The 24,638-nt window shown below is 70.3% G+C and carries 25 protein-coding genes and 2 tRNA genes; 12 read left to right on the top strand and 15 right to left on the bottom strand.

Annotated elements, in window-relative coordinates; genetic code table 11:
• Positions 1-10: 10 nt before the first annotated feature.
• Positions 11-676 carry a hypothetical protein gene (locus IZR02_RS07825; protein ID WP_025103394.1) on the bottom strand — a complete coding sequence of 222 codons (666 nt, stop codon included), beginning with the start codon at positions 674-676 and terminating at the stop codon, positions 11-13.
• Positions 677-726: 50 nt separating this feature from the next.
• Between IZR02_RS07825 and IZR02_RS07820 the strand changes: the two genes are divergently transcribed.
• Positions 727-1,614 carry an acyl-CoA thioesterase gene (locus IZR02_RS07820; protein WP_025103393.1) on the top strand — a complete coding sequence of 296 codons (888 nt, stop codon included), beginning with the start codon at positions 727-729 and terminating at the stop codon, positions 1,612-1,614.
• A gap of 8 nt (positions 1,615-1,622) precedes the next feature.
• Here the strand turns inward: IZR02_RS07820 and IZR02_RS07815 are convergent, their stop codons facing one another.
• From IZR02_RS07815 to IZR02_RS07800, 4 genes are all read right to left on the bottom strand, one after another.
• A complete protein-coding gene (locus tag IZR02_RS07815; protein WP_025103392.1) occupies positions 1,623-2,111 on the bottom strand; it encodes an acyl-CoA thioesterase in 489 nt (162 codons plus the stop codon).
• A 7-nt stretch (positions 2,112-2,118) separates the two neighbouring features.
• Positions 2,119-3,798, bottom strand: coding sequence for an energy-dependent translational throttle protein EttA (gene ettA, locus IZR02_RS07810; protein WP_025103391.1), 1,680 nt, complete (start codon positions 3,796-3,798; stop codon positions 2,119-2,121).
• Between the two features lie 80 nt (positions 3,799-3,878).
• Positions 3,879-4,364 (bottom strand): DUF6993 domain-containing protein, encoded by a 486-nt coding sequence (locus IZR02_RS07805; protein ID WP_025103390.1) that lies wholly within the window; start codon positions 4,362-4,364, stop codon positions 3,879-3,881.
• Positions 4,365-4,373: 9 nt separating this feature from the next.
• Complete coding sequence (locus IZR02_RS07800) at positions 4,374-4,829, bottom strand: single-stranded DNA-binding protein (protein WP_025103389.1); 456 nt, start codon at positions 4,827-4,829, stop codon at positions 4,374-4,376.
• Positions 4,830-5,035: 206 nt separating this feature from the next.
• Here IZR02_RS07800 and IZR02_RS07795 point away from each other — a divergent pair, with 206 nt between their 5' ends.
• Positions 5,036-5,308, top strand: coding sequence for a hypothetical protein (locus IZR02_RS07795; RefSeq protein WP_025103388.1), 273 nt, complete (start codon positions 5,036-5,038; stop codon positions 5,306-5,308).
• Positions 5,309-5,334: 26 nt separating this feature from the next.
• On the opposite strand, the gene IZR02_RS07790 is transcribed toward IZR02_RS07795, so the two are convergent.
• Positions 5,335-5,410: transfer RNA gene (locus IZR02_RS07790), tRNA-Arg, on the bottom strand.
• A 61-nt stretch (positions 5,411-5,471) separates the two neighbouring features.
• Between IZR02_RS07790 and orn the strand changes: the two genes are divergently transcribed.
• From orn to IZR02_RS07760, 6 genes are all read left to right on the top strand, one after another.
• The gene (gene orn, locus IZR02_RS07785; RefSeq protein ID WP_025103387.1) at positions 5,472-6,098 is read left to right on the top strand and encodes an oligoribonuclease; all 627 of its coding nucleotides are present in this window, start codon (positions 5,472-5,474) and stop codon (positions 6,096-6,098) included.
• Positions 6,099-6,134: 36 nt separating this feature from the next.
• Positions 6,135-6,210: transfer RNA gene (locus tag IZR02_RS07780), tRNA-His, on the top strand.
• Positions 6,211-6,278: 68 nt separating this feature from the next.
• Positions 6,279-6,908 carry a LysE family transporter gene (locus IZR02_RS07775; RefSeq protein ID WP_025103386.1) on the top strand — a complete coding sequence of 210 codons (630 nt, stop codon included), beginning with the start codon at positions 6,279-6,281 and terminating at the stop codon, positions 6,906-6,908.
• 33 nt (positions 6,909-6,941) lie between these two features.
• On the top strand, positions 6,942-7,289 hold the full coding sequence (locus tag IZR02_RS07770) for a metallopeptidase family protein (protein WP_025103385.1): 348 nt from the start codon (positions 6,942-6,944) through the stop codon (positions 7,287-7,289).
• Positions 7,280-7,579, top strand: coding sequence for an ATP-dependent Clp protease adapter ClpS (clpS, locus tag IZR02_RS07765; RefSeq protein WP_025103384.1), 300 nt, complete (start codon positions 7,280-7,282; stop codon positions 7,577-7,579). Before IZR02_RS07770 ends, clpS begins: the two co-directional genes overlap by 10 nt.
• Complete coding sequence (locus IZR02_RS07760) at positions 7,576-8,073, top strand: DUF2017 family protein (protein ID WP_025103383.1); 498 nt, start codon at positions 7,576-7,578, stop codon at positions 8,071-8,073. Before clpS ends, IZR02_RS07760 begins: the two co-directional genes overlap by 4 nt.
• A 6-nt stretch (positions 8,074-8,079) precedes the next feature.
• On the opposite strand, the gene IZR02_RS07755 is transcribed toward IZR02_RS07760, so the two are convergent.
• The 6 genes from IZR02_RS07755 to gatC are packed head-to-tail and all read right to left on the bottom strand — an operon-like array spanning position 8,080 to position 13,632.
• Positions 8,080-8,661 carry an aminobenzoate synthetase gene (locus tag IZR02_RS07755; protein WP_025103382.1) on the bottom strand — a complete coding sequence of 194 codons (582 nt, stop codon included), beginning with the start codon at positions 8,659-8,661 and terminating at the stop codon, positions 8,080-8,082.
• On the bottom strand, positions 8,645-8,962 hold the full coding sequence (locus tag IZR02_RS07750) for a hypothetical protein (protein WP_025103381.1): 318 nt from the start codon (positions 8,960-8,962) through the stop codon (positions 8,645-8,647). The genes IZR02_RS07755 and IZR02_RS07750 overlap by 17 nt, the downstream gene beginning before the upstream one ends.
• Positions 8,963-8,999: 37 nt before the next feature.
• Entirely contained in the window at positions 9,000-10,256 is a 1,257-nt protein-coding gene (locus IZR02_RS07745) for a DNA polymerase IV (protein ID WP_025103380.1), read from the bottom strand.
• A gap of 48 nt (positions 10,257-10,304) precedes the next feature.
• Positions 10,305-11,819, bottom strand: a complete 1,515-nt coding sequence (gatB, locus tag IZR02_RS07740; RefSeq protein WP_025103379.1) for an Asp-tRNA(Asn)/Glu-tRNA(Gln) amidotransferase subunit GatB — start codon at positions 11,817-11,819, stop codon at positions 10,305-10,307.
• The gene (gene gatA / locus IZR02_RS07735) at positions 11,819-13,336 is read right to left on the bottom strand and encodes an Asp-tRNA(Asn)/Glu-tRNA(Gln) amidotransferase subunit GatA (protein WP_025103378.1); all 1,518 of its coding nucleotides are present in this window, start codon (positions 13,334-13,336) and stop codon (positions 11,819-11,821) included. The genes gatB and gatA overlap by 1 nt, the downstream gene beginning before the upstream one ends.
• Positions 13,333-13,632 (bottom strand): Asp-tRNA(Asn)/Glu-tRNA(Gln) amidotransferase subunit GatC, encoded by a 300-nt coding sequence (gene gatC / locus IZR02_RS07730; protein ID WP_025103377.1) that lies wholly within the window; start codon positions 13,630-13,632, stop codon positions 13,333-13,335. Before gatC ends, gatA begins: the two co-directional genes overlap by 4 nt.
• Before the next feature lie 64 nt (positions 13,633-13,696).
• On the opposite strand from gatC, the gene IZR02_RS07725 reads away from it, so the two are divergent.
• From IZR02_RS07725 to IZR02_RS07715, 3 genes are read left to right on the top strand one after another with little or no spacing between them, the layout of a single operon-like run.
• Positions 13,697-15,397, top strand: coding sequence for a long-chain-fatty-acid--CoA ligase (locus IZR02_RS07725; protein WP_025103376.1), 1,701 nt, complete (start codon positions 13,697-13,699; stop codon positions 15,395-15,397).
• Between the two features lie 46 nt (positions 15,398-15,443).
• Entirely contained in the window at positions 15,444-17,285 is a 1,842-nt protein-coding gene (locus IZR02_RS07720; RefSeq protein ID WP_438803949.1) for a DEAD/DEAH box helicase, read from the top strand.
• An 11-nt stretch (positions 17,286-17,296) separates the two neighbouring features.
• Positions 17,297-17,776 (top strand): GNAT family N-acetyltransferase, encoded by a 480-nt coding sequence (locus IZR02_RS07715; RefSeq protein ID WP_025103374.1) that lies wholly within the window; start codon positions 17,297-17,299, stop codon positions 17,774-17,776.
• A 3-nt stretch (positions 17,777-17,779) separates the two neighbouring features.
• Here IZR02_RS07715 and ligA read toward each other — a convergent pair whose 3' ends face one another.
• The 3 genes from ligA to IZR02_RS07700 are packed head-to-tail and all read right to left on the bottom strand — an operon-like array spanning position 17,780 to position 22,416.
• Positions 17,780-20,095 carry an NAD-dependent DNA ligase LigA gene (gene ligA / locus IZR02_RS07710; protein ID WP_062766594.1) on the bottom strand — a complete coding sequence of 772 codons (2,316 nt, stop codon included), beginning with the start codon at positions 20,093-20,095 and terminating at the stop codon, positions 17,780-17,782.
• Between the two features lie 38 nt (positions 20,096-20,133).
• On the bottom strand, positions 20,134-21,231 hold the full coding sequence (gene mnmA, locus IZR02_RS07705; protein ID WP_081811554.1) for a tRNA 2-thiouridine(34) synthase MnmA: 1,098 nt from the start codon (positions 21,229-21,231) through the stop codon (positions 20,134-20,136).
• A gap of 9 nt (positions 21,232-21,240) precedes the next feature.
• The gene (locus tag IZR02_RS07700; protein ID WP_025103371.1) at positions 21,241-22,416 is read right to left on the bottom strand and encodes a cysteine desulfurase family protein; all 1,176 of its coding nucleotides are present in this window, start codon (positions 22,414-22,416) and stop codon (positions 21,241-21,243) included.
• 101 nt (positions 22,417-22,517) lie between these two features.
• Between IZR02_RS07700 and glgX the strand changes: the two genes are divergently transcribed.
• On the top strand, positions 22,518-24,590 hold the full coding sequence (glgX, locus tag IZR02_RS07695) for a glycogen debranching protein GlgX (protein WP_025103370.1): 2,073 nt from the start codon (positions 22,518-22,520) through the stop codon (positions 24,588-24,590).
• Positions 24,591-24,638 lie beyond the last annotated feature (48 nt).

The raw sequence follows: 24,638 nt of genomic DNA, 5'->3' as shown, positions 1-24,638 counted from the left end.
CGTGGTCCCGTCAGGCCCGGGTGCCGGTGGCTCGCACGCTGGTCAGCCCGGAGGCCACGGGACCGCGGGCGAGCACGTGGCCGCGGCGGAACGCGAGCCGCGTCCAACGACCGGAACGCGTCACGGGCACGTCCTCTTCGCCGGAGATGAAGCCGAGCGCGTCTGCCGCGAAAGCGACGCCGCGCGGCAGGCCGCCGAGGTCGTCGTCCGGCTCGCCCCAGATCGCCGCGCGGAGCGCACGCACTGCCTCTTCGCCGGATCCCGGTCCCGCGCCGTGCGCGACCGCGGAGATGCCCCACTGCGCGCGCTGCGCGATGACGGAGGCGGGAAGGGTCGACTCCAGCGCCCACCCCTGTCGTGGGGGCGCGACACCGGCCCACGCGGGCGAGAGAGCGGTCTCCGGCAGAGCGAGGCGCTGCGGGTCGTCCGTCGACCTCAGGGCGTCGATCACGAGGTCGCACTCGAGTTCCGGGTCGGCACGGACGATGCGCATGGCAAGGATCGTCGGCGTCTGATCGAAGAGCCCCTGAGGCGCGAGGACCGCCGTGGTGAGCGCCAGGACGCCCTGATGAGCCTGGAGACGCACACCCTCGTCGGACACCCGGGCCGCGCGGCCCGTGAACGTGAGGACATCCTTCGCCGTGTCCGGATCGGCGAGCAGGAGCTGAGGGGTCACGCGTTCTAAACTACCAACGAGCGGCGACCCCGGGCCGCGGAGGGGAACACATGAGCGCCGACGAGCACGCCATCCAGACCGTGGAGCGTCTTCTCGACGTCCTCGACCTTGACGCCACCCAGGCGCGGACCACCGAGGACATCTTCACGGGCTCGTCGCACCCGATGCCGAGCGGCCGCATCTACGGCGGACAGGTGCTCGCGCAGACCCTCGTGGCCGCCGAGCGCACGCTGCCGGAGGACCGCGCCGTCCACTCGATGCACGGCTACTTCCTCCGTCCCGGCGATGCGAGCCAGGGGATCACCATCGCCGTCGACCGGATCCACGACGGACGTTCATTCTCCACTCGCCGCACCCAGGCGTACCAGAACGGCGTGCCGATCTTCTCGATGATCGCCTCGTTCCAGGATGCCGACCCCGGGGTAGAGCACGCGGAGCCCATGCCCGCCGGTGTGCCCGTCCCGGAAGACCTCGCCCCCGATGAGGACCGTGTGCCCGGACTCGCCGGAGGTGCGCGACGCATGCTGAGCGAGCGTGCGGCGGACATCCGGCACGTCGACTCCCCCCTCTACCTTCCGAACGATGACGAACGGGTCCCCCGGCAGGCGGTGTGGATGCGACTGCGCGCCCCGCTCCCCGACGACCAGCGGCTGCACCGGGCCGCCCTGGCCTACCTCAGCGACATGACGATCCAGGAGTCGATCCTGCGCGCTCACGGGGTCTCCTGGTCACTTCCCGGCCTGAAGGTCGCGAGCCTGGACCACGCGATGTGGTGGCACCGCCCGGCGCGCGTGGACGAGTGGCTCCTCTATGTGCAGGAGTCGCCGAGCGCCCGCGGCGGTCGCGGTCTGGCCACGGGGCGCGTGTACACCCGAGAGGGCACGCTCGTGGCGAGCGTCGCTCAGGAGATCATGATCCGGGTTCCCGAGGATCGCTGACGCTGCGCTCAGCGGTGTGCGTACTCGATGGAGGGACCGACGTACGGCTCCCACGCCTCGCGCATCTCCGCTGTCAGGCGTGTCGGCCGTCCCGTGCCCGCGTCGACGAGCACGATGATGGCCGTGGATCGCGCGTAGAGCTCACGCGGCTCGGCGGCCGGGTCGTTGTGCACCTCGTAGCAGACCTCGACGCTGGACCCGCCGAGCTTCCCGAACCACATCTGCACCTCGAGCGGGCGCCGCTGGTACGGAACCGGAGCGAGGTACTCGATCTCCTGCCGCGCGATGAGCGTCAGGATGCCCTCCTCGATCCCGGAGTCGAGGACGGCGGTGGACGGCGCCTCCTCGCCGGGTCCCGCACGCCAGAACGCGCGGACGCGCGCCTCCTCGAGCAGCTTGAGCATCGAGGTGTTGTTGACGTGGTTGAACGCATCCAGATCGCCCCAACGGAGGTGGATCGGGATGTGCAGGCGGGAACCCGGCGAGTCGGTGCTCATGGCCGCCTCAGTCGCGGGTGAGCTTGCGGTGCGTCGACCGGTGGGGCTTCGCCGCATCCGGGCCGAGACGCTCGATCTTGTTCTGCTCGTAGGCCTCGAAGTTGCCCTCGAACCAGTACCACTGGTCGGGCTTCTCGTCCGTGCCCTCGTAGGCGAGGATGTGCGTCGCGATCCGGTCGAGGAACCACCGGTCGTGGGTGATGACCACCGCACAGCCGGGGAACTCGAGCAGCGCGTTCTCCAGGGAGCTCAGCGTCTCGACGTCGAGGTCGTTGGTCGGCTCGTCGAGGAGGAGCAGGTTGCCACCCTCCTTGAGGGTGAGCGCGAGGTTCAGACGGTTGCGCTCACCACCGGAGAGCACGCCGGCCTTCTTCTGCTGGTCCGGGCCCTTGAACCCGAACTTCGAAACGTAGGCACGGGACGGGATCTCGGTCTTGCCCACCGTGATGAAGTCCAGGCCGTCGGAGACGACCTCCCACAGGGTCTTGTTCGGGTCGATCGACGACCGCGACTGGTCGACGTAGCTGATCTTGACGGTCTCGCCGATCTTGAGGTCGCCGCCGTCCAGCGGCTCCAGCCCGACGATGGTCTTGAACAGGGTCGTCTTTCCGACGCCGTTCGGGCCGATGACGCCGACGATGCCGTTCGGCGGGAGGCTGAAGCTCAGGCCGTCGATGAGCGAGCGGCCGTCGAAGCCCTTCTTGAGGTTCTTGGCCTCGATGACGACGTTGCCGAGTCGAGGACCGGCGGGGATCTGGATCTCCTCGAAGTCCAGCTTCCTGGTGCGCTCCGCCTCGGCCGCCATCTCCTCGTACCGTGCCAGACGCGCCTTCGACTTCGTCTGACGGCCCTTCGCGCTGGAGCGGACCCAGTCGAGCTCGTCCTTCAGGCGCTTGGCGAGCTTGGCATCCTTCTTGCCCTGGATGTCGAGGCGCTCCGCCTTCTTCTCCAAGTACGTCGAGTAGTTGCCCTCGTAGCCGATGAGGCGTCCGCGGTCGACCTCGGCGATCCACTCGGCCACGTGGTCGAGGAAGTACCGGTCGTGGGTGATGGCGATCACGGCGCCCTTGTACGACTGGAGGTGCTGCTCGAGCCAGAGCACGCTCTCCGCGTCGAGGTGGTTGGTGGGCTCGTCGAGGAGCAGCAGGTCGGGCTTCTGCAGCAGCAGCTTGGCCAGCGCCACACGGCGCTTCTCACCACCGGAGAGCGGAGCGATGGCCGCGTCGCCGGGCGGGGTGCGGAGGGCGTCCATCGCCTGCTCGAGCTGGGAATCGAGATCCCAGCCGTCCGCCGCGTCGATCTCCTCCTGCAGCGTCCCCATCTCCGCGAGGAGCGCGTCGAAGTCGGCGTCCGGATCGGCCATCAGCGCGGAGATCTCGTTGAACCGGTCGACCTTGGCCTTGATGGCGATGCCGTCCTGGATGTTCTCGAGGACCGTCTTCGACTCGTCGAGCTCCGGCTCCTGCATGAGGATGCCGACGGAGTACCCCGGCGAGAGCTTGGCCTCACCGTTGGACGGGGTGTCGAGCCCGGCCATGATCTTGAGGATCGTCGACTTTCCGGCGCCGTTGGGGCCGACCATGCCGATCTTCGCGCCCGGCAGGAACGCCATCGTGACGTCGTCCAGGATGAGCTTCTCACCCACCGCCTTGCGGGCACGAACCATGGAGTAGATGTACTCAGCCACCGAAAACCGCTCCTTCTGTTGGCGTCGAAGATCGACACTCCAGCCTACCGGCCGCGAGTGGGCTTATCTGTGTACGCGAGTCACCAGTCGATCGGCCGCGTCGCGCCCACCAGGCACCGCCCGCCGGCGAGCTGGGGCATGACCGTGGTCACGACGGCACCGGTGGACGGACCGACCTGTCCGATCAGGCACTCCTCCTCGCCCCAGCGGACCGAGAACTGGATGCTCTCCGCCGGGTTCCCGACCGTGGACTGGTCCGGCGTGAGCTGCATGGCGTCCCGATCGAATCCCGCCGCGACGAGACCGTCGACGTACGCGCGCCCCTCCCCGCGTTGCTCCGTCCCCCAGACCTGCTCCGCCACCGCCGTGAAGACGGGGAGGTTGTCCTCGGCGCTCCCGTCCGGCACCAGAGCAGGAGCGGCGGACGGCGTCGGATCAGCGGTGGCTGTCGCCGTGGGAGTCGGCGTCGCCGTGGGCTCCGGCGCGCATCCGGCGAGGACGGCGGCCGAGACACCGGCGACGAGCACGAGCGCCGCAGCGCGGGACGGGAGGACCGATCGGAGCACGAGCAGAGTCTAGGCCGCCTCGGTCTCTGCAGGCTGATCCCACGCGTCGTGCGCCTCGTCATCCACCGTCGAGAGATCAGCGCTCTCCCCCGCCTCCCCGGATGACGGCCGGGAGCTCGGCCGATATGCCGTGGTCCCCCACCGCAGATCGTGTCCGATGGTGTCCGCGTCGATGTCGACGCTCGTCCCCTGCTTGCCGTTGCTCTCCCACGGACGCACCCGGAGTCGCCCGGAGACGATGACGCTGTCGCCCACTCGCAGCGATGCCCGCGCGTGCTCCGCCAGCCGTCGGAAGGCGGCGATCGAGAACCAGTTGGTCCCCGCATCCACCCAGGTCCCGCTCGCCGGGTCGAAGCGCCGGTGCGTGCTCGCCAGCCGGAAGTTCGTGACGGGCACTCCGGCGCTCGTCCGCCCGGGGGTGGGGTCCGTCGCGACTCTGCCCACGATGGTCACGGTGTCGATCATGTGTTCGTCCTCTCGGTGCCGGCTCGGCGGCCGGATGACCTCCAGCGTGCACCGCGCCGACGGGTGCGCGAGGGCGCGATCGCGCGTTCTGTGGAAGGTCGACAGCGGAGAGGATCCGTGCAGAAGAGGCCCGGTCACCGCCGGATATCGACACCCGGACGAATGTCGGTGGCCGGTCGTATGTTCGAACCATGGAAGGAGAGACCATGACCGCCACCACCACCTCGACCCCCGCTCCCGGAGTCCCGCTTGCAGCCCCGCCGCTCGCGTCCCGTCGAGAGCACCTCGTCCGTGCCGCCGATCACCTGTGGCGTGTCCAGGACAGCCGCGAGCATGTCCTCGGTCACCTCCGCGCGGTGGCCGATCCCCTCGGCGTCCGCTACCGCGCGGAGCGGCTCCATCTGGCGACGGGCGGCTTCCGGCTGATCGGCGAGTTCTGGCGCGCAGACGACGCGGTCGACGCGCTGCGGCACTGCTGAGACCCGTCGATCTGACGGGCGATCAGTGGCGCCCCCGGCAGGATTCGAACCTGCGACCAAGAGATTAGAAGGCTCCTGCTCTATCCCCTGAGCTACGGAGGCGGACGTCTCTACCGTACCGCGCCCCGCGGGTCGATGTCGGGGCCGTCGATAGGATGGCGACATGGTGACTGCTTCGGAGAACGACCGCCTCGTCTGGATCGACTGCGAGATGACGGGGCTCGATCTCGCCGTCGACGAGCTCGTCGAGATCGCGGTGGTGGTCACCGACTTCGAGCTCCGTCCGCTCGACCCCGGATTCCAGGTCGTCATCCGTCCGAGCGCGGACGCGCTCGCGAACATGAACGACTTCGTCACCGCCATGCACGAGACCTCGGGGCTCATCGACGAGATCCCGCACGGAGTCACCCTCGAGGAGGCGGAGGAGCAGACGCTGGCGTACATCCGCCGCTTCGTCCCCCTCGAGCGCCGCGCCCCTCTCGCCGGCAACACGATCGGCACCGACCGGATGTTCCTCGCGAAGTACATGCCTCAGGTCGACCAGTGGCTCCACTACCGCAACGTCGATGTCTCCAGCATCAAGGAGCTCTCCCGTCGCTGGTACCCCCGCGTGTTCTTCCAGGCTCCGGCGAAGGACGGGGGCCACCGCGCGCTGGCCGACATCCTGGAGTCGATCCGCGAGCTCCGCTACTACCGGGAGGCCGTCTTCGTGGACGAGCCGGGCCCTTCCAGCGACGACGCCAAGGAGATCGCCGCGCGCACGGTGTCGGAGTTCGCCCCGAACATGTAATAGACTCGTGGGGTTGCCTGTTTCGACGGGCGCATGGTGGGTATAGCTCAGTTGGTAGAGCGCCTGGTTGTGGTCCAGGAGGTCGCGGGTTCAAGCCCCGTTACTCACCCCAGCTCGAAGAGGCTCGGACCGGTTCGGTCCGAGCCTCTTCGCCTCTCACGCGGGCCCTAGACTGTCCTGGTGTCACTGGCGGTCTGGTTCTCTCTTCTCACCGCATCCGTGGTGATCAGCTTCACGCCGGGGGCCGGCGCGATCAACACGATGTCCAACTCCCTCACGCAGGGCTGGAAGCGCTCGATCTGGGGAATCATCGGCCAGCAGATCGCGCTCATCGTGCATGTCGTGATCGTGGCTGCCGGCGTCGGGCTCCTCGTCTCGCGCTCGGACGTCCTGTTCAACCTCATCCGATACGCCGGCGCCGCCTACCTGGTGTACCTCGGCATCCGTTTGATCCTGACCCGCCCCGCTCCGGCGCTCGATGACGCGCCGGATCCCGTGGATGCTCGGGAGAGCCACTGGTCGATGATGCGCCGAGGCTTCTGGGTCAACCTGCTGAATCCCAAGGCGATCGTCTTCTTCCTCGCGTTCATCCCGCAGTTCATCCGGCTGGACCAGCCTCCGCTCCCCCAGTACCTGGCCCTCGTCGCGACCGTCGTGGTCGTCGACGTGCTCGTCATGTGGGGATTCTTCGCCACGGCCGCACGCCCCTTCCGCCGCCTCACCCGCTCTCCGCACGGCCAGCGGATCCTCAACACCGTGTTCGGAACCCTCTTCATCGGCGTCGCGGCGCTGCTCGTCCTCCTGCACTGAGGAACCCGTCGCCGTCCCCGTAGGCTGGAGGGGATGGACATGGACGCCGCGGCCTTCGAGGCCCTCGTGATCGACGAACTCGACCAGCTGCCCGACGAGATGGTCGAGCAGCTCGAGAACGTCGTCTTCGTGGTGGAGGATCGTCCCGAGGACGGCAGCCTCGATCTGCTCGGCCTGTACGACGGCCTCGCGTTGCCGGAGCGCACGCAGTACGGGATGGGTGAGCTGCCCGATCGCATCATCGTCTACCGGGAACCGCATCTCGCGCAGTGTGAGGACATCGACGAACTCCGCGACGAGATCCACACCACCCTCGTCCACGAGATCGCGCACTTCCATGGCATCGACGACGCCCACCTGCACGAGCTCGGATGGGCCTGACCGTGTCGACTGCTCTTCCCGAGATCGATGAAGCCACCGATCTCTCCGCTGCGCCCCTGGAGCCCTGGGAGGTCGTCGTGTGGAACGATCCGGTGAATCTGATGAGCTACGTCGTCCGTGTCTTCCGCACCTACTTCGGCTACACCCGCGAGCATGCCACCCGCCTCATGCTCGCCGTCCACCACGACGGACACGCGATCGTCGCCACCGGACCCCGCGAGACCATGGAGGTGCACGCACAGGCGATGCACGACTACGGGCTCTGGGCCACCGTCAGGAAGGCCGCATGAACACCCCACCGATCACCGTCTCGGTCGCCACGATCGAGGGCATGCACCTGGCCCGGCTCGTCGATGACTTCATGGACCTGCTCCGGGATTCCGAAGGCGACGACCCGGGCGTGGCCCGGTTGACGCCGAACGCCTATCCGGACGACGACGACGCCGCGGCGGCGTTCGCCTCGGCAACCCGCGCGGACCTCCTGGACCGACGGCTGCACGATGCGCGGGTCATGCGCACGGCGCTGCAGGTGTTCAACCCCGACGCCGAGGTGACCGATGAGGGCGCCCGCGTTCCCCGCGACGTCCTCGTACGGCGCGAGGACGTGGACGCGTGGCTCCGCACCCTCACCGCCATCCGGCTCGTCATCGCCACGCGGCTCGGCATCACTGACGACGAACCCGACGTCGGCGGTGACGGCCAGGCCGTGTACGACTGGCTGGGATACCGTCTCGAGCTGCTCATCGAGGCCGTCGACGAGAGCGACGCCGACGCCCTCCGCTGAGCGGAATCAGGGGACCTCGATCACGCGGGTGGCGAGTTCCCTCGGACGGTCTCGCTCGAGGTGACGGCGCTCCTGCGCCGCCCACCGGTCCCAGTGCGGGCGGTAGGTGTCGCCATCCCGCGCCAGCGCACGGGCCTTCCGCGATGACTCGCCGGACTCCACCCAGATCCGAATGTCGGCCAGGCGTGCCGTCGAGGGTTGCAGGATCCCGCTGCCCTCGACGATGACGCCGAGGGCCGGATCGACGGCGTGGGTCTCCGCCTCCTCGCCGTGCTCCCAGTCCCAGCGACGCCACGCCCCGAGAAGCCCGCGTCCATGGGGACGGAGGATGCCATCGAGCGCGCGCTCCGCCCCGTCGTCGAGGCCGTCCCAGCCGGGATAGAGGGAGTCCAAGGCGATGACCTGCACGCGTCCGGTGACCGGCCAGGCTCGCGCTACGCGCGCGGCCAGAGAGGTCTTGCCTGCGCCGCTCCCCCCGTCGATCAGCACGACGGGGTTGGAGGCCGCGAGTGCGCGGACGTCTTCCGCGATCAGCGTCGCCGCGTGCGAGAGCGCCGCTGCGACCGCGTCGTCACTTCTTGAGGGCACGGATGATGCGCGTGAGGGCCCGACCGGTGACCCAGACGAAGGGCACGGCCACGACGAGGAGCGTCACGATGTTCGGCTCGAAGCGCAGGCCCTCCTCGCGCTGGACGTAGACGCCCACCGGCACCGAGACGCCGCCACCTCCGCCGCCTTCTCCGCCGTCCCCGCTGGCTCCGCCGAAGCCCGCGTAGGTGAACGCCACCGGAGTGACGGTGACGCCATCGATCTCCTGCGGTTCTCCGTACGCGCTCTTCACGCCGAAGGACGCGACCTGATTCCCGAGTTCCAGTGCAATGTTCGGCATGTTCCCACGGTAGCCGACGGCGGCCTGCGGCGCGCGGTCAATCGACGCCGTGGTCCTTCGGATGCCGCGCGGCGCCCCGTCCTTCACCGCGTCCGATGTGGCGCGCCCTGCTGATCGTCGCCGAACCGAAGCGCGCCATGGCCTCGTCGACGGCCCCTTCGACCTTGCGCCAGTCCTCGTCCTCGTCCCACAGCGCCAGCGCGCCACCTCCCGCCGGCCGGAGGTTCTCCGCCCGGACGCCCACGAGGCGGACCGGATCTCGACGCTCGACGAGCGCGAACAGGCTCTGGGCCGCCTCGCCGATGCGCTGGCCGACCGCGGTCGGCTCCGGCAGCGTCTGGGAGCGGGTGACGGTCCGGAAGTCGTCGAAGCGGATCTTGATCGCGACCGTGGAGGTCTCCCACCCGGCCCGGCGCAGGCGCGCGCCCACGCGATCGGCCAGCCGCAGCAGCTCCGCGCGGAGGAAGGCACGATCCGCGACGTCGTGGTCGAAGGTCTCCTCGTGTCCGATGCTCTTCTCCACGCGCTCCGTGTCGACCGCACGCGCGTCCTCCCCCCGCGCCAGCTGCGCGAGCCTCGCGCTCAGCGCCGGCCCCACGGCGCGGTCCAGCATCTCGGGCGATGCGGTGCGGAGGTCGCCGATCGTGCGGAGGCCGCGGGCCTCCAGGGCCTCCGCCGCCTTCGGCCCCACGCCCCACAGCGCTCGCACGGGGCGCGGCGCGAGGAAGGCGAGAGTGTCGTGTTCCGCGACCACGAGCATCCCGTCCGGCTTGGCCATGGTCGACGCCATCTTCGCCACATGCTTGGTCGCGGCCACTCCGACGCTGCACGTGATGCCGACCTCGGCGAGGACGCGCTCACGGATCTGGGTCGCGATCCGGGCGGGGCTCCCCCAGAGCCGGCGCACACCCTGTACGTCGAGGAACGCCTCGTCCACCGACAGCGGCTCCACGAGCGGCGTGAACGACTCGAAGATCGCCATCACCTGCCGCGAGACCTCTTGGTACCGGTGGAAGTGCGGCGGGACGATACGTGCCGTCGGGCACAGCCGCACGGCCTGCGAAACGGGCATCGCGGAGCGCACGCCGTAGCGCCGTGCCTCGTAGGAGGCGCTGGAGACCACGGAGCGGCCATCCGGAGCCCCGATGATCAGCGGCAGCCCGCGCAGACTCGGATCGTCCAGCACTTCGACGGCCGCATAGAACGCGTCCATGTCGACGTGGAGGATGCGCGTCCCGGAGTCGTCGGCATCGGCCGAGGACACCATGCGGCCTCTGCCATCACCGTGTCCCATGAGCCCATTGTCCCCTGGGCCTCCGACATCGAGGCCCAGGGAAACGAATCACTGCGCGGCGCGCTCGAGGATGAGTTCGCGGACGCGGGCGGCGTCGGCCTGGCCCTTCATGGCCTTCATGACCGCCCCGATGATGGCACCCGCGGCCTGGACCTTGCCGTCCTGGATCTTGGCCATCACATCGGGCTGCGCCGCGAGGGCCTCATCGATCGCCGCGATGAGCGCACCGTCGTCCGAGACCACGGCCAGACCGCGCGCGTCGACGACCTCCTGCGGCGTGCCCTCCCCGGCGATCACGCCCTCCAGCACCTGGCGTGCGAGCTTGTCGGTCAGCGTCCCGGCGTCGACGAGCTGCTGCAGCGCCGCGACGTTCTCCGGGCTGACGAGGTCGACCGCGTCCTTCTCCTGCGCATTGGCGAGGCGGGTGATCTCCCCCGTCCACCACTTCCGTGCCGCGGCCGGCGTGGCCCCGGCGGCGATCGTGGCCTCGACGACGTCGAGCAGACCGCCGTTGCGCACGTCCTGGAACTCCAGCGGGGTGAAGCCCCACTCGTCCATGAGCCGGCGCCGACGGGCGACGGGCTGCTCGGGCAGGGCGGCGCGCAGCTCCTCGATCAGCTCGCGCGGCGGCTGCACCGGAAGCAGATCCGGCTCGGGGAAGTACCGGTAGTCGTCGGCGTCCGACTTCGGACGTCCGGGAGAGGTCGTCCCGGTGTCCTCGTGCCAGTGCCGGGTCTCCTGGATGATGGTGCCGCCGTCGGCGAGGATCTGCGCCTGACGCTGGATCTCGTACCGCACCGCGCGCTCCACCGATCGCATGGAGTTGACGTTCTTCGTCTCGGTGCGCGTGCCGAGCTTCTCCTCACCCCGACGACGGAGCGAGACGTTGGCGTCGCACCGCAGGTTGCCGCGCTCCAGCCGAGCCTCGGAGATGCCGAGTCCGCGGACGATGTCGCGGATCGCGGCGACGTACGCCTTGGCGACCTCGGGAGCCCGGTGATCGGTGCCGAATATCGTCTTCGTCACGATCTCGACGAGCGGGACGCCGGCGCGGTTGTAGTCGACGAGCGAGTACTCGGCGCCCTGGATCCGGCCGGTCGAGCCGCCCATGTGCGTGAGCTTGCCGGCGTCCTCCTCCATGTGTGCGCGCTCGATCGGGATCGTCACCATGGTGCCGTCCTCGAGCTCCACCTCGACCGACCCCTCGAAGGCGATCGGCTCGTCGTACTGGGAGATCTGGTAGTTCTTGCCCAGGTCCGGGTAGAAGTAGTTCTTCCGGGCGAACCGGCTGGACTCCGCGATTGAGCAGCCGAGCGCGAGGCCGAGGCTGATCGACGAGCGGATGGCCGTCTCGTTGACGACCGGCAGGGCACCGGGCAGTCCCAGGTCGACCGGGGCGATCAGCGTGTTCGGCTCCGCCGCGTGGTACGCCTCGTTCGCGGGGTTGGGAGCGTCGGAGAACATCTTCGTGTTCGTGTTGAGCTCGACGTGCACCTCGAAACCGAGGACGGGCTCGAACAGCTCGAGCGCCTTGTCGAAGTCCATGAGCGTGGCGGCGGCCATCAGCGCGCGCCTCCTTCCAGCTGGGGGGCACGGGACAGCAGCGGCGCGCCCCAGGAATCCACGAGCAGCGTCTCGAGGGCGGCACCCACCCGGTAGAGGCGGGCGTCCTCCCGCGCCGGCGCGAGGAACTGGATGCCGACGGGCAGCCCGTCGTCGTCCGAGAGACCGCTGGGGATCGAGATGCCGGGGACGCCGGCGAGGTTCGCCGGGATCGTCGTGATGTCGTTCAGGTACATCTGCAGCGGGTCGTCGATCTTCTCGCCGAGCTTGAAGGCCGTGGTCGGGGCCGACGGCGTGGCGATGACGTCGACATCGGCGAAGGCCGCGGCGAAGTCCTGCTGGATCAGCGTGCGGACCTTCTGCGCGCTGCCGTAGTACGCGTCGTAGTATCCCGCCGACAGCGCGTAGGTGCCGAGGATGATGCGGCGCTTGACCTCGTCGCCGAAACCGGCGTCGCGCGTGGCGGACATCACGTCCTCCACCGTGGGGTTGCCCGCCGGGGTGACCCGGAGACCGAAGCGGACCGAGTCGAACTTGGCCAGGTTGCTCGAGGCCTCGGCCGGGAGGATCAGGTAGTAGGCGGCGACGCCGTACTCGAAGTGCGGTGCACCGATCTCGACGATCTCCGCACCCTGCGCTTCCAGCAGGGCCAGGGCGCTGCGGAAGGAGGCCGCAACCCCCGGCTGGAAGCCGCTGTCGGGAAGCTCGCGGATGACGCCGACACGGAGGCCCTTGAGGCCGTCCCCGCGCGCACCCTCGCGTGCGGCCGCGGCGAAGGACGGCCACTGCTCGTCGAGCGACGTGGAGTCCTTCGGGTCGTGCCCGCCGATCGCGTCGTGCAGCAGACCGGCATCGAGCACCGTGCGGGTGACCGGGCCGACCTGGTCGAGGCTCGACGCCAGTGCGATCGCGCCGTAGCGGCTGACGCCGCCGTAGGTCGGCTTCACGCCGACCGTGCCGGTCACGTGCGCCGGCTGACGGATCGATCCGCCGGTGTCGGAGCCGAGGGCGAGCGGGGCCTCGAAGGCGGCGACGGCCGCGGCGGAGCCCCCACCCGAGCCGCCGGGGATCCGGTCGAGGTCCCAGGGGTTGCGGGTCGGGCCGTAGGCGGAGTGCTCCGTCGAGGAGCCCATCGCGAACTCGTCCATGTTCGTCTTGCCGAGCGGGATGAGTCCGGCGGCACGGGATCGGGCCACGACCGTCGCGTCGTACGGCGAGCGGTACCCCTCGAGGATCCGCGAGCCGCTCGTGGTCGGCTGATCCGTCGTGACGAGCACGTCCTTGATCGCGAGCGGGACACCGGCGATCGGCCCGAGGTCCTCCCCCGCGGCGCGGCGGGCGTCGATTTCGGCCGCCGCGTCGAGCGCGTGCTCGTTGACGTGCAGGAACGCATGGACGTCGCCGTCGACCTGGGCGATGCGGTCGAGGTGCGCCTGCGTGGCCTCGACGCTGGAGACCTCCCGCGTCGCGAGCTTGTCGGCGAGCTCCGCCGCGGTCAGCCGGATGATGTCGCTCACTGCTCTTCTCCCAGGATCGCGGTGACGCGGAACCGGCCGTCGGCCTGATCCGGGGCGTTCTGCAGCACCTGCTCGTGCGTGAGCGTCTCGCCGACCACGTCGGGACGGAACACATTGCTCAGCGGGATCGGGTGGCTCGTCGCGGCGACATCGGCGGTCGCGACCTCGGACACCTTGGCGATGTTGTCGACGATGGCGTCGAGCTGGCCCGTGAGCCGCGTCACCTCGTCGTCGTTCAGCTGGATGCGCGCGAGCACGCCGAGATGGCGCACAAGATCAGGGGTGATTTCAGACACACCCCCAGTCTAGTTGGCGAGCCGCCCGCCGCTCGGCGCGGCGCGGCCCGCCTAAGCTGGGCGCGTGAGCACGTTCCAGCCCCCTCGCCCGTGGATCGCCAGCTACGCCGACGGCGTTCCGGAGGACCTCGCCCCCGTCAGCGGCTCCCTCGTGGACATCGTCGCCGCGTCGGCGCGGGACTATCCCGATGCCCCCGCCCTGCAGTTCTTCGGCAGGGAGACCACCTACGCGCAGCTGCAGGAGGCGATCGATCGCGCCGCCGCGGGGCTCCGGGATCTCGGCGTCCGTGCGGGCGACCCGGTCGCGATCGTCCTGCCGAACTGCCCGCAGCACATCGTCGCGTTCTACGCCGTGCTGCGTCTCGGTGCGGTCGTGGTCGAGCACAACCCGCTCTACACCCCTCGCGAGCTGCGCAAGCAGTTCGAGGACCACGGCGCCAAGCACGCGATCGTCTGGAACAAGGTCGTCGCGACGGTGCAGGAGTTCCCGAGTGACCTCGCCGTCTCGACTCTCATCTCGGTCGACGTGACGCGAGCGATGCCGGCCCTCACCCGCTTCGCCCTCCGGCTGCCGGTCGCGAAGGCGAGAGAGTCGAGGGCGGCGCTGACCGAGCGCGTCCGCGGCACCGTGCTGTGGGAGTCGGTGGTGGCCAGCACCCCGATCCCCGCCTCGCATCCTCAGCCCGACACCGACGACCTGGCGATCATCCAGTACACGTCCGGCACGACCGGCACACCGAAGGGCGCCGCCCTCACTCACCGCAACCTCCTCGCCAATGCCGCCCAGTCCCAAGCCTGGGTGCCGTCGATCCAGCGCGGCAAGGGCTGCGTCGTGTACGCCGTGCTGCCGATGTTCCATGCGTACGGGCTGACACTCTGCCTCACCTTCGCCATGTCGATGGGCGCGCGTCTGGTGCTGTTCCCGAAGTTCGACCCGGACCTCGTGCTCGACGTCGTCAAGAAGCATCCGGCGACGTTCCTCCCGCTCGTGCCGCCCATCGCCGACCGGCTGCTCGCGGCCGCCAACGCCAAGGGCGTCTCCCTCGAGGGCATCGAGGTCGCGATCTCCGGGGCCATGGCCCTCCCGCACGAGCTCGTCGTCCCGTTCGAGGCCGCAACGCACGGCTACCTCGTCGAGGGCTACGGGCTGAGCGAGTGCTCGCCCGTCCTCATGGCGAACCCGGTCGCCGACAACCGGGTTCCCGGCACCGTGGGACTCCCTCTCCCGGGCACGGAGTGCCGCGTCGTCGATCCGGAGAATCCCACCGAGGATGTGCCGGAGGGCTCCGCCGGGGAGCTCATCGTGCGGGGTCCTCAGGTCTTCTCCGGCTACTACGGCAAGCCCGAGGAGACCGAGGCCGTGTTCGTCGACGGCTGGTACCGGACCGGCGACATCGTCACGATCGATGACGCCGGCTTCGTCCGCATCGTCGACCGCATCAAGGAGCTCATCATCACCGGCGGCTTCAACGTCGCCCCGACCGAGGTGGAGAACGCGCTGCGCCAGCATCCGTCGGTGGCGGACGCCGCGGTCGTCGGACTCCCCAGCGACCACTCGGGCGAGGAGGTCGTCGCGGCGATCGTCGTCGACCCCGGAGCCGATGTCGACGTGGAGGCGATCCGTGAGTACGCGCGGAGCATCCTCACCCCGTACAAGGTGCCGCGCCGCGTCTTCGTCGTCGACGAGCTGCCGAAGTCGCTGATCGGGAAGGTGCTCCGCCGGCAGGTGAAGGAGAAGCTGCTCGCCCTCACGTCGGGGGTCTGAGCCGGCCCCACAGGAAGCGGGGGGCCGGGCGCGCTACCCTTGGGAAGTGACCCCTGAAGAAGTGACCCCCGCCGACGCCCCCGACGAGTCCCCTGCCACCCCCGGATTCGAGGACCTCGGCATCACCGGGCCGGTCCTCAAGGCCATCAAGGATCTCGGCTACGAGACCCCGTCGCCCATCCAGGCCGCGACCATCCCCACCCTCCTCGCCGGCCGCGATGTCGTCGGCATGGCGCAGACCGGAACCGGCAAGACCGCCGCCTTCGCCCTGCCCGTGCTGGAGCGGCTCGACGTCGCGCAGAAGACGCCGCAGGCCCTCGTCCTCGCCCCGACCCGTGAGCTCGCGCTGCAGGTCTGCGAGGCGTTCGAGTCCTACGCCTCCCGCATGAAGGGCGTGCACGTGCTGCCCGTCTACGGCGGTCAGGGATACGGTGTGCAGCTGTCCGCCCTCCGCCGCGGCGTGCACGTCGTGGTCGGCACCCCCGGCCGCATCATGGACCACCTGGCCAAGGGCACCCTCGACCTCTCCGAGCTCCAGTACCTCGTGCTGGACGAGGCGGACGAGATGCTGAAGATGGGCTTCGCGGAGGACGTCGAGCAGATCCTCGCTCAGACCCCCGAGGAGAAGCAGGTCGCCCTGTTCTCCGCCACGATGCCCGCGCAGATCCGCCGCCTCGCGCAGCAGTACCTCCGCGACCCGGAGGAGATCACGGTCAAGTCCAAGACCGCGACCAACACGAACATCACCCAGCGCTACCTCGTCGTCTCCTACGCCCAGAAGGTGGATGCCCTGACCCGCATCCTCGAGGTGGAGAACTTCGACGGGATGATCGTCTTCGTCCGCACGAAGAACGAGACCGAGACCCTGGCCGAGAAGCTCCGCGCCCGCGGGTACTCCGCCGCCGCGATCAACGGCGACGTGCCGCAGGTGCAGCGCGAGCGCAGCGTCAATCAGCTCAAGGACGGGAAGCTCGACATCCTCGTCGCGACGGACGTCGCCGCCCGCGGACTCGACGTCGAGCGCATCAGTCACGTCGTCAACTTCGACATCCCCACCGACACCGAGTCGTACGTGCACCGCATCGGACGGACCGGGCGGGCCGGGCGGACGGGCGACGCGATCAGCTTCATCACCCCGCGCGAGCGCTACCTGCTCAAGCACATCGAGAAGGCGACGCGGCAGCAGCCCACGCAGATGCAGCTGCCGAGCACCGAGGACGTGAACATGACGCGGCTCGCCCGCTTCGACGACGCCATCACGACCGCACTGTCGGAGACGTCGCGCATCGACGCGTTCCGCGACATCATCGCCCACTACGTCCGGCATCATGACGTGCCGGAGGGCGACGTCGCGGCCGCTCTCGCCGTGGTCGCCCAGGGCTCCACGCCGCTGCTCCTCGACCCCGCAGACGACGCCCTGTCGCAGGCGGTCGCCGCCGACAACCGCCCGCAGCGCGAGCGGCAGACGCGGGAGCCCCGGGAACCCCGGGAGCGTCGCAGCCGGGGCGACTACACCCCGTACCGCATCGAGGTGGGTCGGCGGCACCGCGTCGAGCCGCGGCAGATCGTGGGCGCGCTCGCGAACGAGGGCGGTCTGGGCCGCGACGACTTCGGCGCGATCAACATCCGTCCCGACTTCTCGATCGTCGAGCTCCCGGCGAACCTCGACCCCGCCGTCCTCGACAAGCTCCGCGATACGCGCATCTCCGGACGGCTGATCGAGATCGCTCCTGACCGCGGTCCCGGCGCACGGCGGGGCTCGTCCTCGCGCGACGGCCGCGGCCGGCCGGCCCGCTACGACCGGACCGACCGCCGCGACCGTGACGAGCGCCCGCCGCACCGCGACCGCGAGGAGAAGCCCTTCCGGAAGCCCCGCCACAAGGCCTGAGCGGACCGACGATGCGCATCGACCGCGCCGGCAGGGACGATCTCGCCGCACTCGCCCAGCTCAAGTGGGAGGACGTGCCCGCGGACCTGACGGCCGGTCGATCGCTCGACGCCTTCACCGCCGAGCTGGGCGACTGGTGGCGGGCCCACGACCGCACCCACGTGGCCTTCGTCGCGCGGCGCGATGACGACGACCGCATCGTCGGCGCAGCGTGGGTCGCCCTCGTGCCCCGCGTGCCGCGGCCGGGCGCTCCGCACCGCCTCTCCGCGGACATCCAGAGCGTCTTCGTCCTTCCCGAGCATCGGGGACGAGGAGCGGGCCGCGGTCTCGTCGCCGCGGCCTGCGCCCACGCGGTGTCCGTCGGCGCCGAACGGATCACCGTGCATTCGAGCGAGGCAGCCGTCGGGCTCTATCAGGAGCTGGGGTTCGCGGACTCCCCACGGCTGCGGCAGTTCCTGGCTCCCACCACGGCAGCGCCGGAGAGCGCCTGACCCTCAGTCCAGCGCCGCGGGCCCCTCGGTGACCAGGACGTGGAACTGCGCGGCGTCGAGGATGCGGATGCCGAGCTCCTCCGCCTTCGCGAGCTTGGAGCCGGCTCCCGGCCCCGCGGCCACGAAGTCCGTCTTCTTGGACACGCTCGAGGCCGCCTTTCCGCCGGCCTTGATGATCGCCTCCTGCGCCCCGTCGCGGGTGTACCCGTCGAGGGACCCCGTCGCCACCACGGTGAGGCCCTCCAGCACTCCCCCGGCCGCGACCGCCGCTCCGGGGCCGGGGTGACCCGGCGTCGCCCACTGCACGCCCGCGTCCGCCCACTGGCGGACGATGTCCTGGTGCCAGTCGACGTCGAACCACGCGAGCAAGGAGTCCGCGATGATGCCGCCCACGCCCTCGACCGCGGCGAGCTCTTCCCGCGATGCCTCCCGGATCGCGTCGAGCGACCCGAACCACTGCGCGAGCGCCCGCGCCGCGACCGGTCCGACGTGACGGATGTTGAGCGCGACGAGAAGCCGCCAGAGGTCTTTCGTCTTCGCCTTCTCCAGCTCCGCGAGCAGGGTCAGCGCCTGGGAAGACGGCTGCGGACCCTCCAGACCCGACTTCTTCTCGGCCGCGGTCGGGTTGCGTCGGAACGGCGCGCGGGTCTTCACGAGGCCGTCCTCGTCCTCGCGCGGCAGACCCGTCTCCGCATCGCGCACGACGACCTCGATCGGCACGAGCTGCTCCAGGGTCAGGGCGAACAGGCCCGCCTCCGTCACCAGGGGAGGCTCCGCCGGACTCGTGGGCTGGGTCAGCGCCGCCGCCGTCACCTCGCCCAGGGCCTCGACATCGAGGGCTCCCCGCGAGCCGATGTGCTCGACGCGTCCGCGCACCTGGGCGGGGCACGACCGGGCGTTCGGGCACCGGAGGTCGATGTCCCCCTCCTTCATGGCGCGCAGCGGCGTGCCGCACTCGGGGCAGTCGGCGGGCATGACGAACTCCCGCTCGGTCCCGTCCCGCTTCTCGACCACCGGGCCGAGCACCTCGGGGATCACGTCGCCCGCCTTGCGCAGCACCACGGTGTCGCCGATGAGAACGCCCTTGGCCTTCACCACGTCCTTGTTGTGGAGCGTGGCCTGACGGACCACGGATCCGGCGACGTGAGCCGGCGCCATCACCGCGAAGGGCGTCGCGCGACCGGTGCGACCGACGGAGACGACGATGTCGAGCAGCTTCGTCTGCACCTCCTCCGGCGGGTACTTGTAGGCGATCGCCCAGCGGGGCGCCCGGCTCGTCGCTCCCAGCTCGTCATGCAGGTCGAGCTCGTCGACCTTGACCACGATGCCGTCGAGCTCGTGCTCGATGTCGTGCCGATGCTCGCCGTAGTGCTCGACGAAGGCGACGACGTCGTCGATGCTGCGGCACACCTTCGTGTGCGGACTCGTCGGCAGCCCCCAGGCGGCCAGCAGCTCGTAGACCTGGCTCTGGGCCGCGACCGGCGGGTTCGTCCAGGCACCGATGCCGTGCACGTACAGCGCGAGCGACTCGATGCGCAGCAGACCCGCTTCCAACTCCAGGCCGTCCTTCTTGTCGATCTGCTGACGCAGGCCGCCGCTGGCCGCGTTGCGGGGATTCGCGAAGGCCGGGAAGCGCCGTGCCGCCGCGGTGCGCGCCTTCTCCTCGTCGAACGGCTTCTTCGCGCCGCCCCTGGCCTCCCAGCGCGCGAGGGCGTCCGTGTACGCGCGGTCCCGGAACGCCGCCTGCGCCGCGTTCAGCCGCTCGAACGCGGCGACGGGGATGAAGACCTCTCCGCGCACCTCGACGATGGGCGGGTGCCCCTCCCCGGCGAGCCGTTCCGGGATCTCGGGGAGTCGGAGCGCGTTCTCGGTGACGATCTCGCCGACCCGCCCGTCGCCACGGGTCGCGGCCGACGTCAGCACGCCGTCCTCGTACCGCAGGTTGATCGCGAGGCCGTCGATCTTGAGCTCGGTCAGCCAGTCGACGTCGCGCCCGGCGGCCGCTCGTGTCTTCTGCGCCCACTCGCGCAGCTCGTCGATCGAGAAGACGTTGTCGAGGCTGAGCATCCGCTCGGCGTGCTCGATGGTCGCGAGCCCCGTCGCCTCGGCCGCGCCGACCATCTGGGTGGGCGAGTCCTGTCCCTGCAGCTCGGGATGCAGGCGCTCGAGCTCTTCCAGGCGCCGCATCCAGCCGTCGTACGTGGCGTCGTCGACGAGCGACGTGTCACGCCCGTAGTACGCGTCCTTCGCCTCGAGGATGCGGGTCGTCAGCTCCTCCGCCTCGCGGCGGGCGTCTTCCAGTGAGATGTTCTCCGGCACTCCGTCAGTCTAGGAGCGGCGACCGACATCCGCCCGGATCAGACGCCGACCGGGACCGCGGAGACGGTCGCATCGATCGTGAACTGCCCGAGCACGCGCGTGCCGATGTAGAGCACGGCGGTCTGCCCCGGGGCGACGCCGTCCAGGGGCGTGTCCGGGACGACGCGGACGCCCTCGGCCGTCACCGTGGCCGTGGCGGGCACCGGCTCGGCATGCGCGCGGATCTGGACGTCGCACGCGAACGACGACGAGGTCGGCGCGGCGCCGGCCCAGCTGAACCGCTCCCCCGCGATCTCGGCGATCGCCAGCGCCTCCTTCGGGCCGACGACCACCGTATTCGATACGGGGCGCACCTCGAGCACGAAGCGCGGCTTGCCGTCCGCCGCCGGGACGCCGAGCTTGAGTCCGCGCCGCTGGCCGACCGTGAAGGCGTGGGCGCCCTCGTGCGCGCCGACGACGGCACCGGTGCGGTCGACGATCTCACCGGTGGCCGTGCCGACCTTCTCGGCCAGCCAGCCCCGGGTGTCCCCATCCGGGATGAAGCAGATGTCGTGGCTGTCCGGCTTCTGGGCGACGCTGAGACCGCGCTGTTCCGCCTCCGCCCGCACGAGCGCCTTCGACGGCGTGGTACCCAGGGGGAAATAGGTGTGGGCGAGCTGGTCGGCCGTGAGGACGCCGAGCACGTAGGACTGGTCCTTCGCGTTGTCCGAGGCGCGGTGCAGCTCGAGTCCCGCCGGGCCGTCGACGAGGGTCGCGTAGTGCCCGGTGCACACGGCGTCGAAACCGAGCTCCAGGGCGCGCTCCAGCAGGGCAGCGAACTTGATCTTCTCGTTGCACCGCATGCACGGGTTCGGCGTCCGACCCGCACGGTACTCGGCGACGAAGTCGTCGATCACGTCGTCGCGGAACCGCTCCGAGAAGTCCCACACATAGAAGGGGATGCCGAGGAGGTCGGCGGCGCGACGCGCGTCGAGGGCGTCCTCGATCGTGCAGCAGCCGCGACTGCCGGTGCGCAGGGTCCCGCCGGCACGGGAGAGCGCGAGGTGCACGCCGACCACATCGTGCCCCGCCTCGACGGCCCGGGCGGCCGCGACGGCGGAGTCCACACCACCGCTCATGGCCGCAAGGATTCGCATGGGTCCAGTCTACGAGCGCTCGGCTGCACGGGCCCCGGATGCCCGTGCGTAGGCATCTCCGATCACCGCCAGCACCGCATCCACATCGGCATCGGTCGACGTGCGCCCGAGGGAGAAGCGCAGCACGCTCCGGGCGTCCGCCTCACTGCGCCCCATCGCCATCACGACGTGCGAAGGCTCGGCGACCCCCGCCTGACACGCGGAGCCCGTGGAGGCCGAGACGCCGGCCACGTCCAGCAGGAACAGCAGGCTCTCTCCCACCGCACCGGGGAAGAGCAGATGGGCGGTACCCGGAAGACGGTGATCGGGATCGCCCAGGAGCTCGGCCGCCGGCACCCGCGCACGGATGCCCTCGACCAGGCGGTCGCGCAGACCGCCCACCCGGACGCTCTCGGCGGCCCGCTCCCGTTCGGCGAGTTCGAGCGCCGTCGCCAGCGCCGCCGCTCCCGGCACGTCCTGCGTGCCCGCACGCAGACCCCGCTGCTGGCCCCCGCCCCGCAGGAGCGGGGTCAGCCGGGCGGACCGGGCCACCACCAGCGCGCCGACGCCGACCGGTGCGCCGACCTTGTGTCCGGCGACGCTGAGCGCCACGAGGCCCACGCCGTCGTCCGCGCGGCCGCGGAGGTCCCGGAAGGACAGCGGCAGATGCCCGAGAGCGGCGACGGCGTCGAGGTGCAGGGGTACACCGGCGTCGGCCGTGGCCGCCGCCAGCGCGGGCGCACCGTTGATCGTCCCGGTCTCGTTGTTCGCGACGAGCGCGGTCGCGAGCGCGGCCCCCGGCAGGGCCGCGGCGAAGCGGTCCTCGTCGATGCGCGCGTGGGCCGACACGGGCACGGCCCGCACCGCGGCACCGTCGGCCACCAGGGCTGCGACCGTGTCCATCGTCGCGTGATGCTCGCCGTCCGGCACCACGACAGCGGTCGTCTCCGGACGACGCGAGTGCCACAGTCCCTGGAGGGCGAGGTTGATGGATTCCGTCCCACCGGAGGTGAGCACGACCTCGATCGGATCGGACCCGAGGACCGCGGCGATCCGCTCCCGTGACTCCTCCAGCACCCGGCGCGCGTCCTGCCCGGCTCCATGCGTCGACGACGCGTTGCCGATGATGACCGACGCCTCCAGCCACGCGTCCCTGGCCTCCGGGCGCAACGGGGTCGTCGCCGCGTGGTCGAGATAGTGCCGCATGCTTCGATTCTCCCCGATCCGCGACCCGGACCGACCGTCTGCGCGTGAGACCGGGTGCGTCCTGTCATGAGACTGAAATGCAACACGTTTAGGGTGTATCCATGTCTTCGTCCCCCGACTCCGTCGTGCCCGGTGGGGCGATCCTCGACAACCTCGGCGTCCGGCTGCACGACGGTGTCGGCACACTGCGGGTCTGGTCGCAGAACGCCTCCGCCGTCGAGCTCGTCGTCTTCGACGCGACGGACCTCGACTGGGTCGTCGACCAGGCTCCGCTCGAACGGCGGCCCGGAGGCGTCTGGGAGGTCACGACGCCGTTGCTGCAGCCCGGAGTCCGCTACGCGCTCCGCGTCGAGGGTCCGCACGGGCCCGGCAACACGTTCAACCCGGAGACGCTGCTCCTCGACCCGTATGCGCGAGGCCTCGCCCAGGGACACGGCTACCAGGAATGGCGAGCCGTGGTCATCGAGGACGGCTTCGACTGGGGCGGCTCCACGAAGCCGCGGATCCCCGTCGACCGGACGCTGATCTACGAGGGCCACCTGAAGGGACTGACCAAGCGGCACCCCGACATCCCGCCCGCGCTGCACGGCACCTACGCGGGCCTCGCGCATCCGGCCATGATCGCGTACCTCCGCACGCTCGGGGTGACGTCGGTGGAGCTGCTCCCCGTCCACGCCTTCGTCCCGGAGCCGCGGCTGCTGGAGCGGGGGCTGACGAACTACTGGGGGTACAACACCCTGAACTTCTTCACGCCCCACGCCGCCTACGCGACGGAAGACGCCAGGAAACGGGGCCCCGAGGCGATCATCGCCGAGTTCAAGGGCATGGTGCGTCTGCTGCATGAGGCCGGCCTCGAGGTGATCCTCGACGTCGTGTACAACCACACGTCGGAAGAAGGCATCGGCGGGCCGCGCTCCAGTCTCCGCGGTATCGACAACGCGCGGTACTACCGACAGGACGACGCGGGCGTCTACATCGACACCACGGGATGCGGCAACACGCTCAACACGGCCACCGACGCGGGCGCACGACTGGTGCTGGACTCGCTCCGGTACTGGGCCGAGGAGATGCAGATCGACGGCTTCCGCTTCGACCTGGCGACGGCGATCGCGCGCGACGGCGCTCACGCCTACACTCCGGATCATCCGCTGCTGCAGGCGATCGCCGCCGACCCCGTCCTCGCGGACACCAAGCTCATCGCGGAGCCCTGGGACGTCGGACTGGGCGGCTGGCAGACGGGCAACTTCCCTGCGGGGTGGCACGAGTGGAACGACCGGTACCGAGACCGCGTGCGCAACTTCTGGCTGAGCGACATCGACTACGCACGACGGGCCTCGGCGCCGGTCGGCATCGGCGGCTTCGCCACCCGGCTCGCCGGATCGTCCAACACCTTCAGCGAGGACCGCGGACCCCTCGCGAGCATCAACTTCGTCACGGCGCACGACGGGTTCACGCTGCACGACCTCGTGTCGTACGACGTCAAGCACAACGAGGCCAATGGCGAGCACAACCGCGACGGCGCCGACCTGAACCGCTCGTTCAACCACGGCGTCGAGGGGCCGACCGACGATCCCGCGATCCTCACCGCCCGGCGCAAGGCCATGCGCAACCTGCTCGGCACCCTCCTCCTCTCGGCCGGCATCCCGATGCTCACCGCCGGGGACGAGGTGGGGCGGAGCCAGCGCGGCAACAACAACGCCTACGCGCAGGACTCGCCGCTGTCCTGGCTCTCCTGGGAGTTCGAGCCTTGGCAGGACGACCTCCGGGCCCACGTCGCGCGCCTCGCCCGGTTGCGCGAGGAGAATCCGGCGCTGCGGCCGAGTCGGTATGCGCGCCTCGGCGAGCACATCCCGAACGCCTCGGTCATGGACTGGTACGACCAGGACGGTGCGACCATGGAACCGGGGCAGTGGACCGATCCCGGCAATCGCACGCTGCAGTACGTCGCCGCCTCCACACCGGACAAGGAACCTGCCAACCGCATCCTCCTGATCGTGCACGGGACGGAGGCGCCGATCGACGTGCGGCTCCCGGAGGAGATCGAGGGTGCCAGCCGATTCGTCTCCCTCTGGTCGAGCGCCGACGAGCGCCCGTCGGAGGCCGAGGAGACGTACGCTCCGGGTGACGTGCTGCCGATCCCCGGCACATCCATGCGCCTGTTCCGGGTGGAGTGATAGCACGGTTCGGCGCCGGGGTCGAGCGGTAGGTTCCGACAGGGCCGA

The organism is Microbacterium paraoxydans, assembly GCF_019056515.1.
Taxonomy (GTDB): domain Bacteria; phylum Actinomycetota; class Actinomycetes; order Actinomycetales; family Microbacteriaceae; genus Microbacterium.
This window is presented reverse-complemented; position numbering and strand designations above follow the sequence as displayed.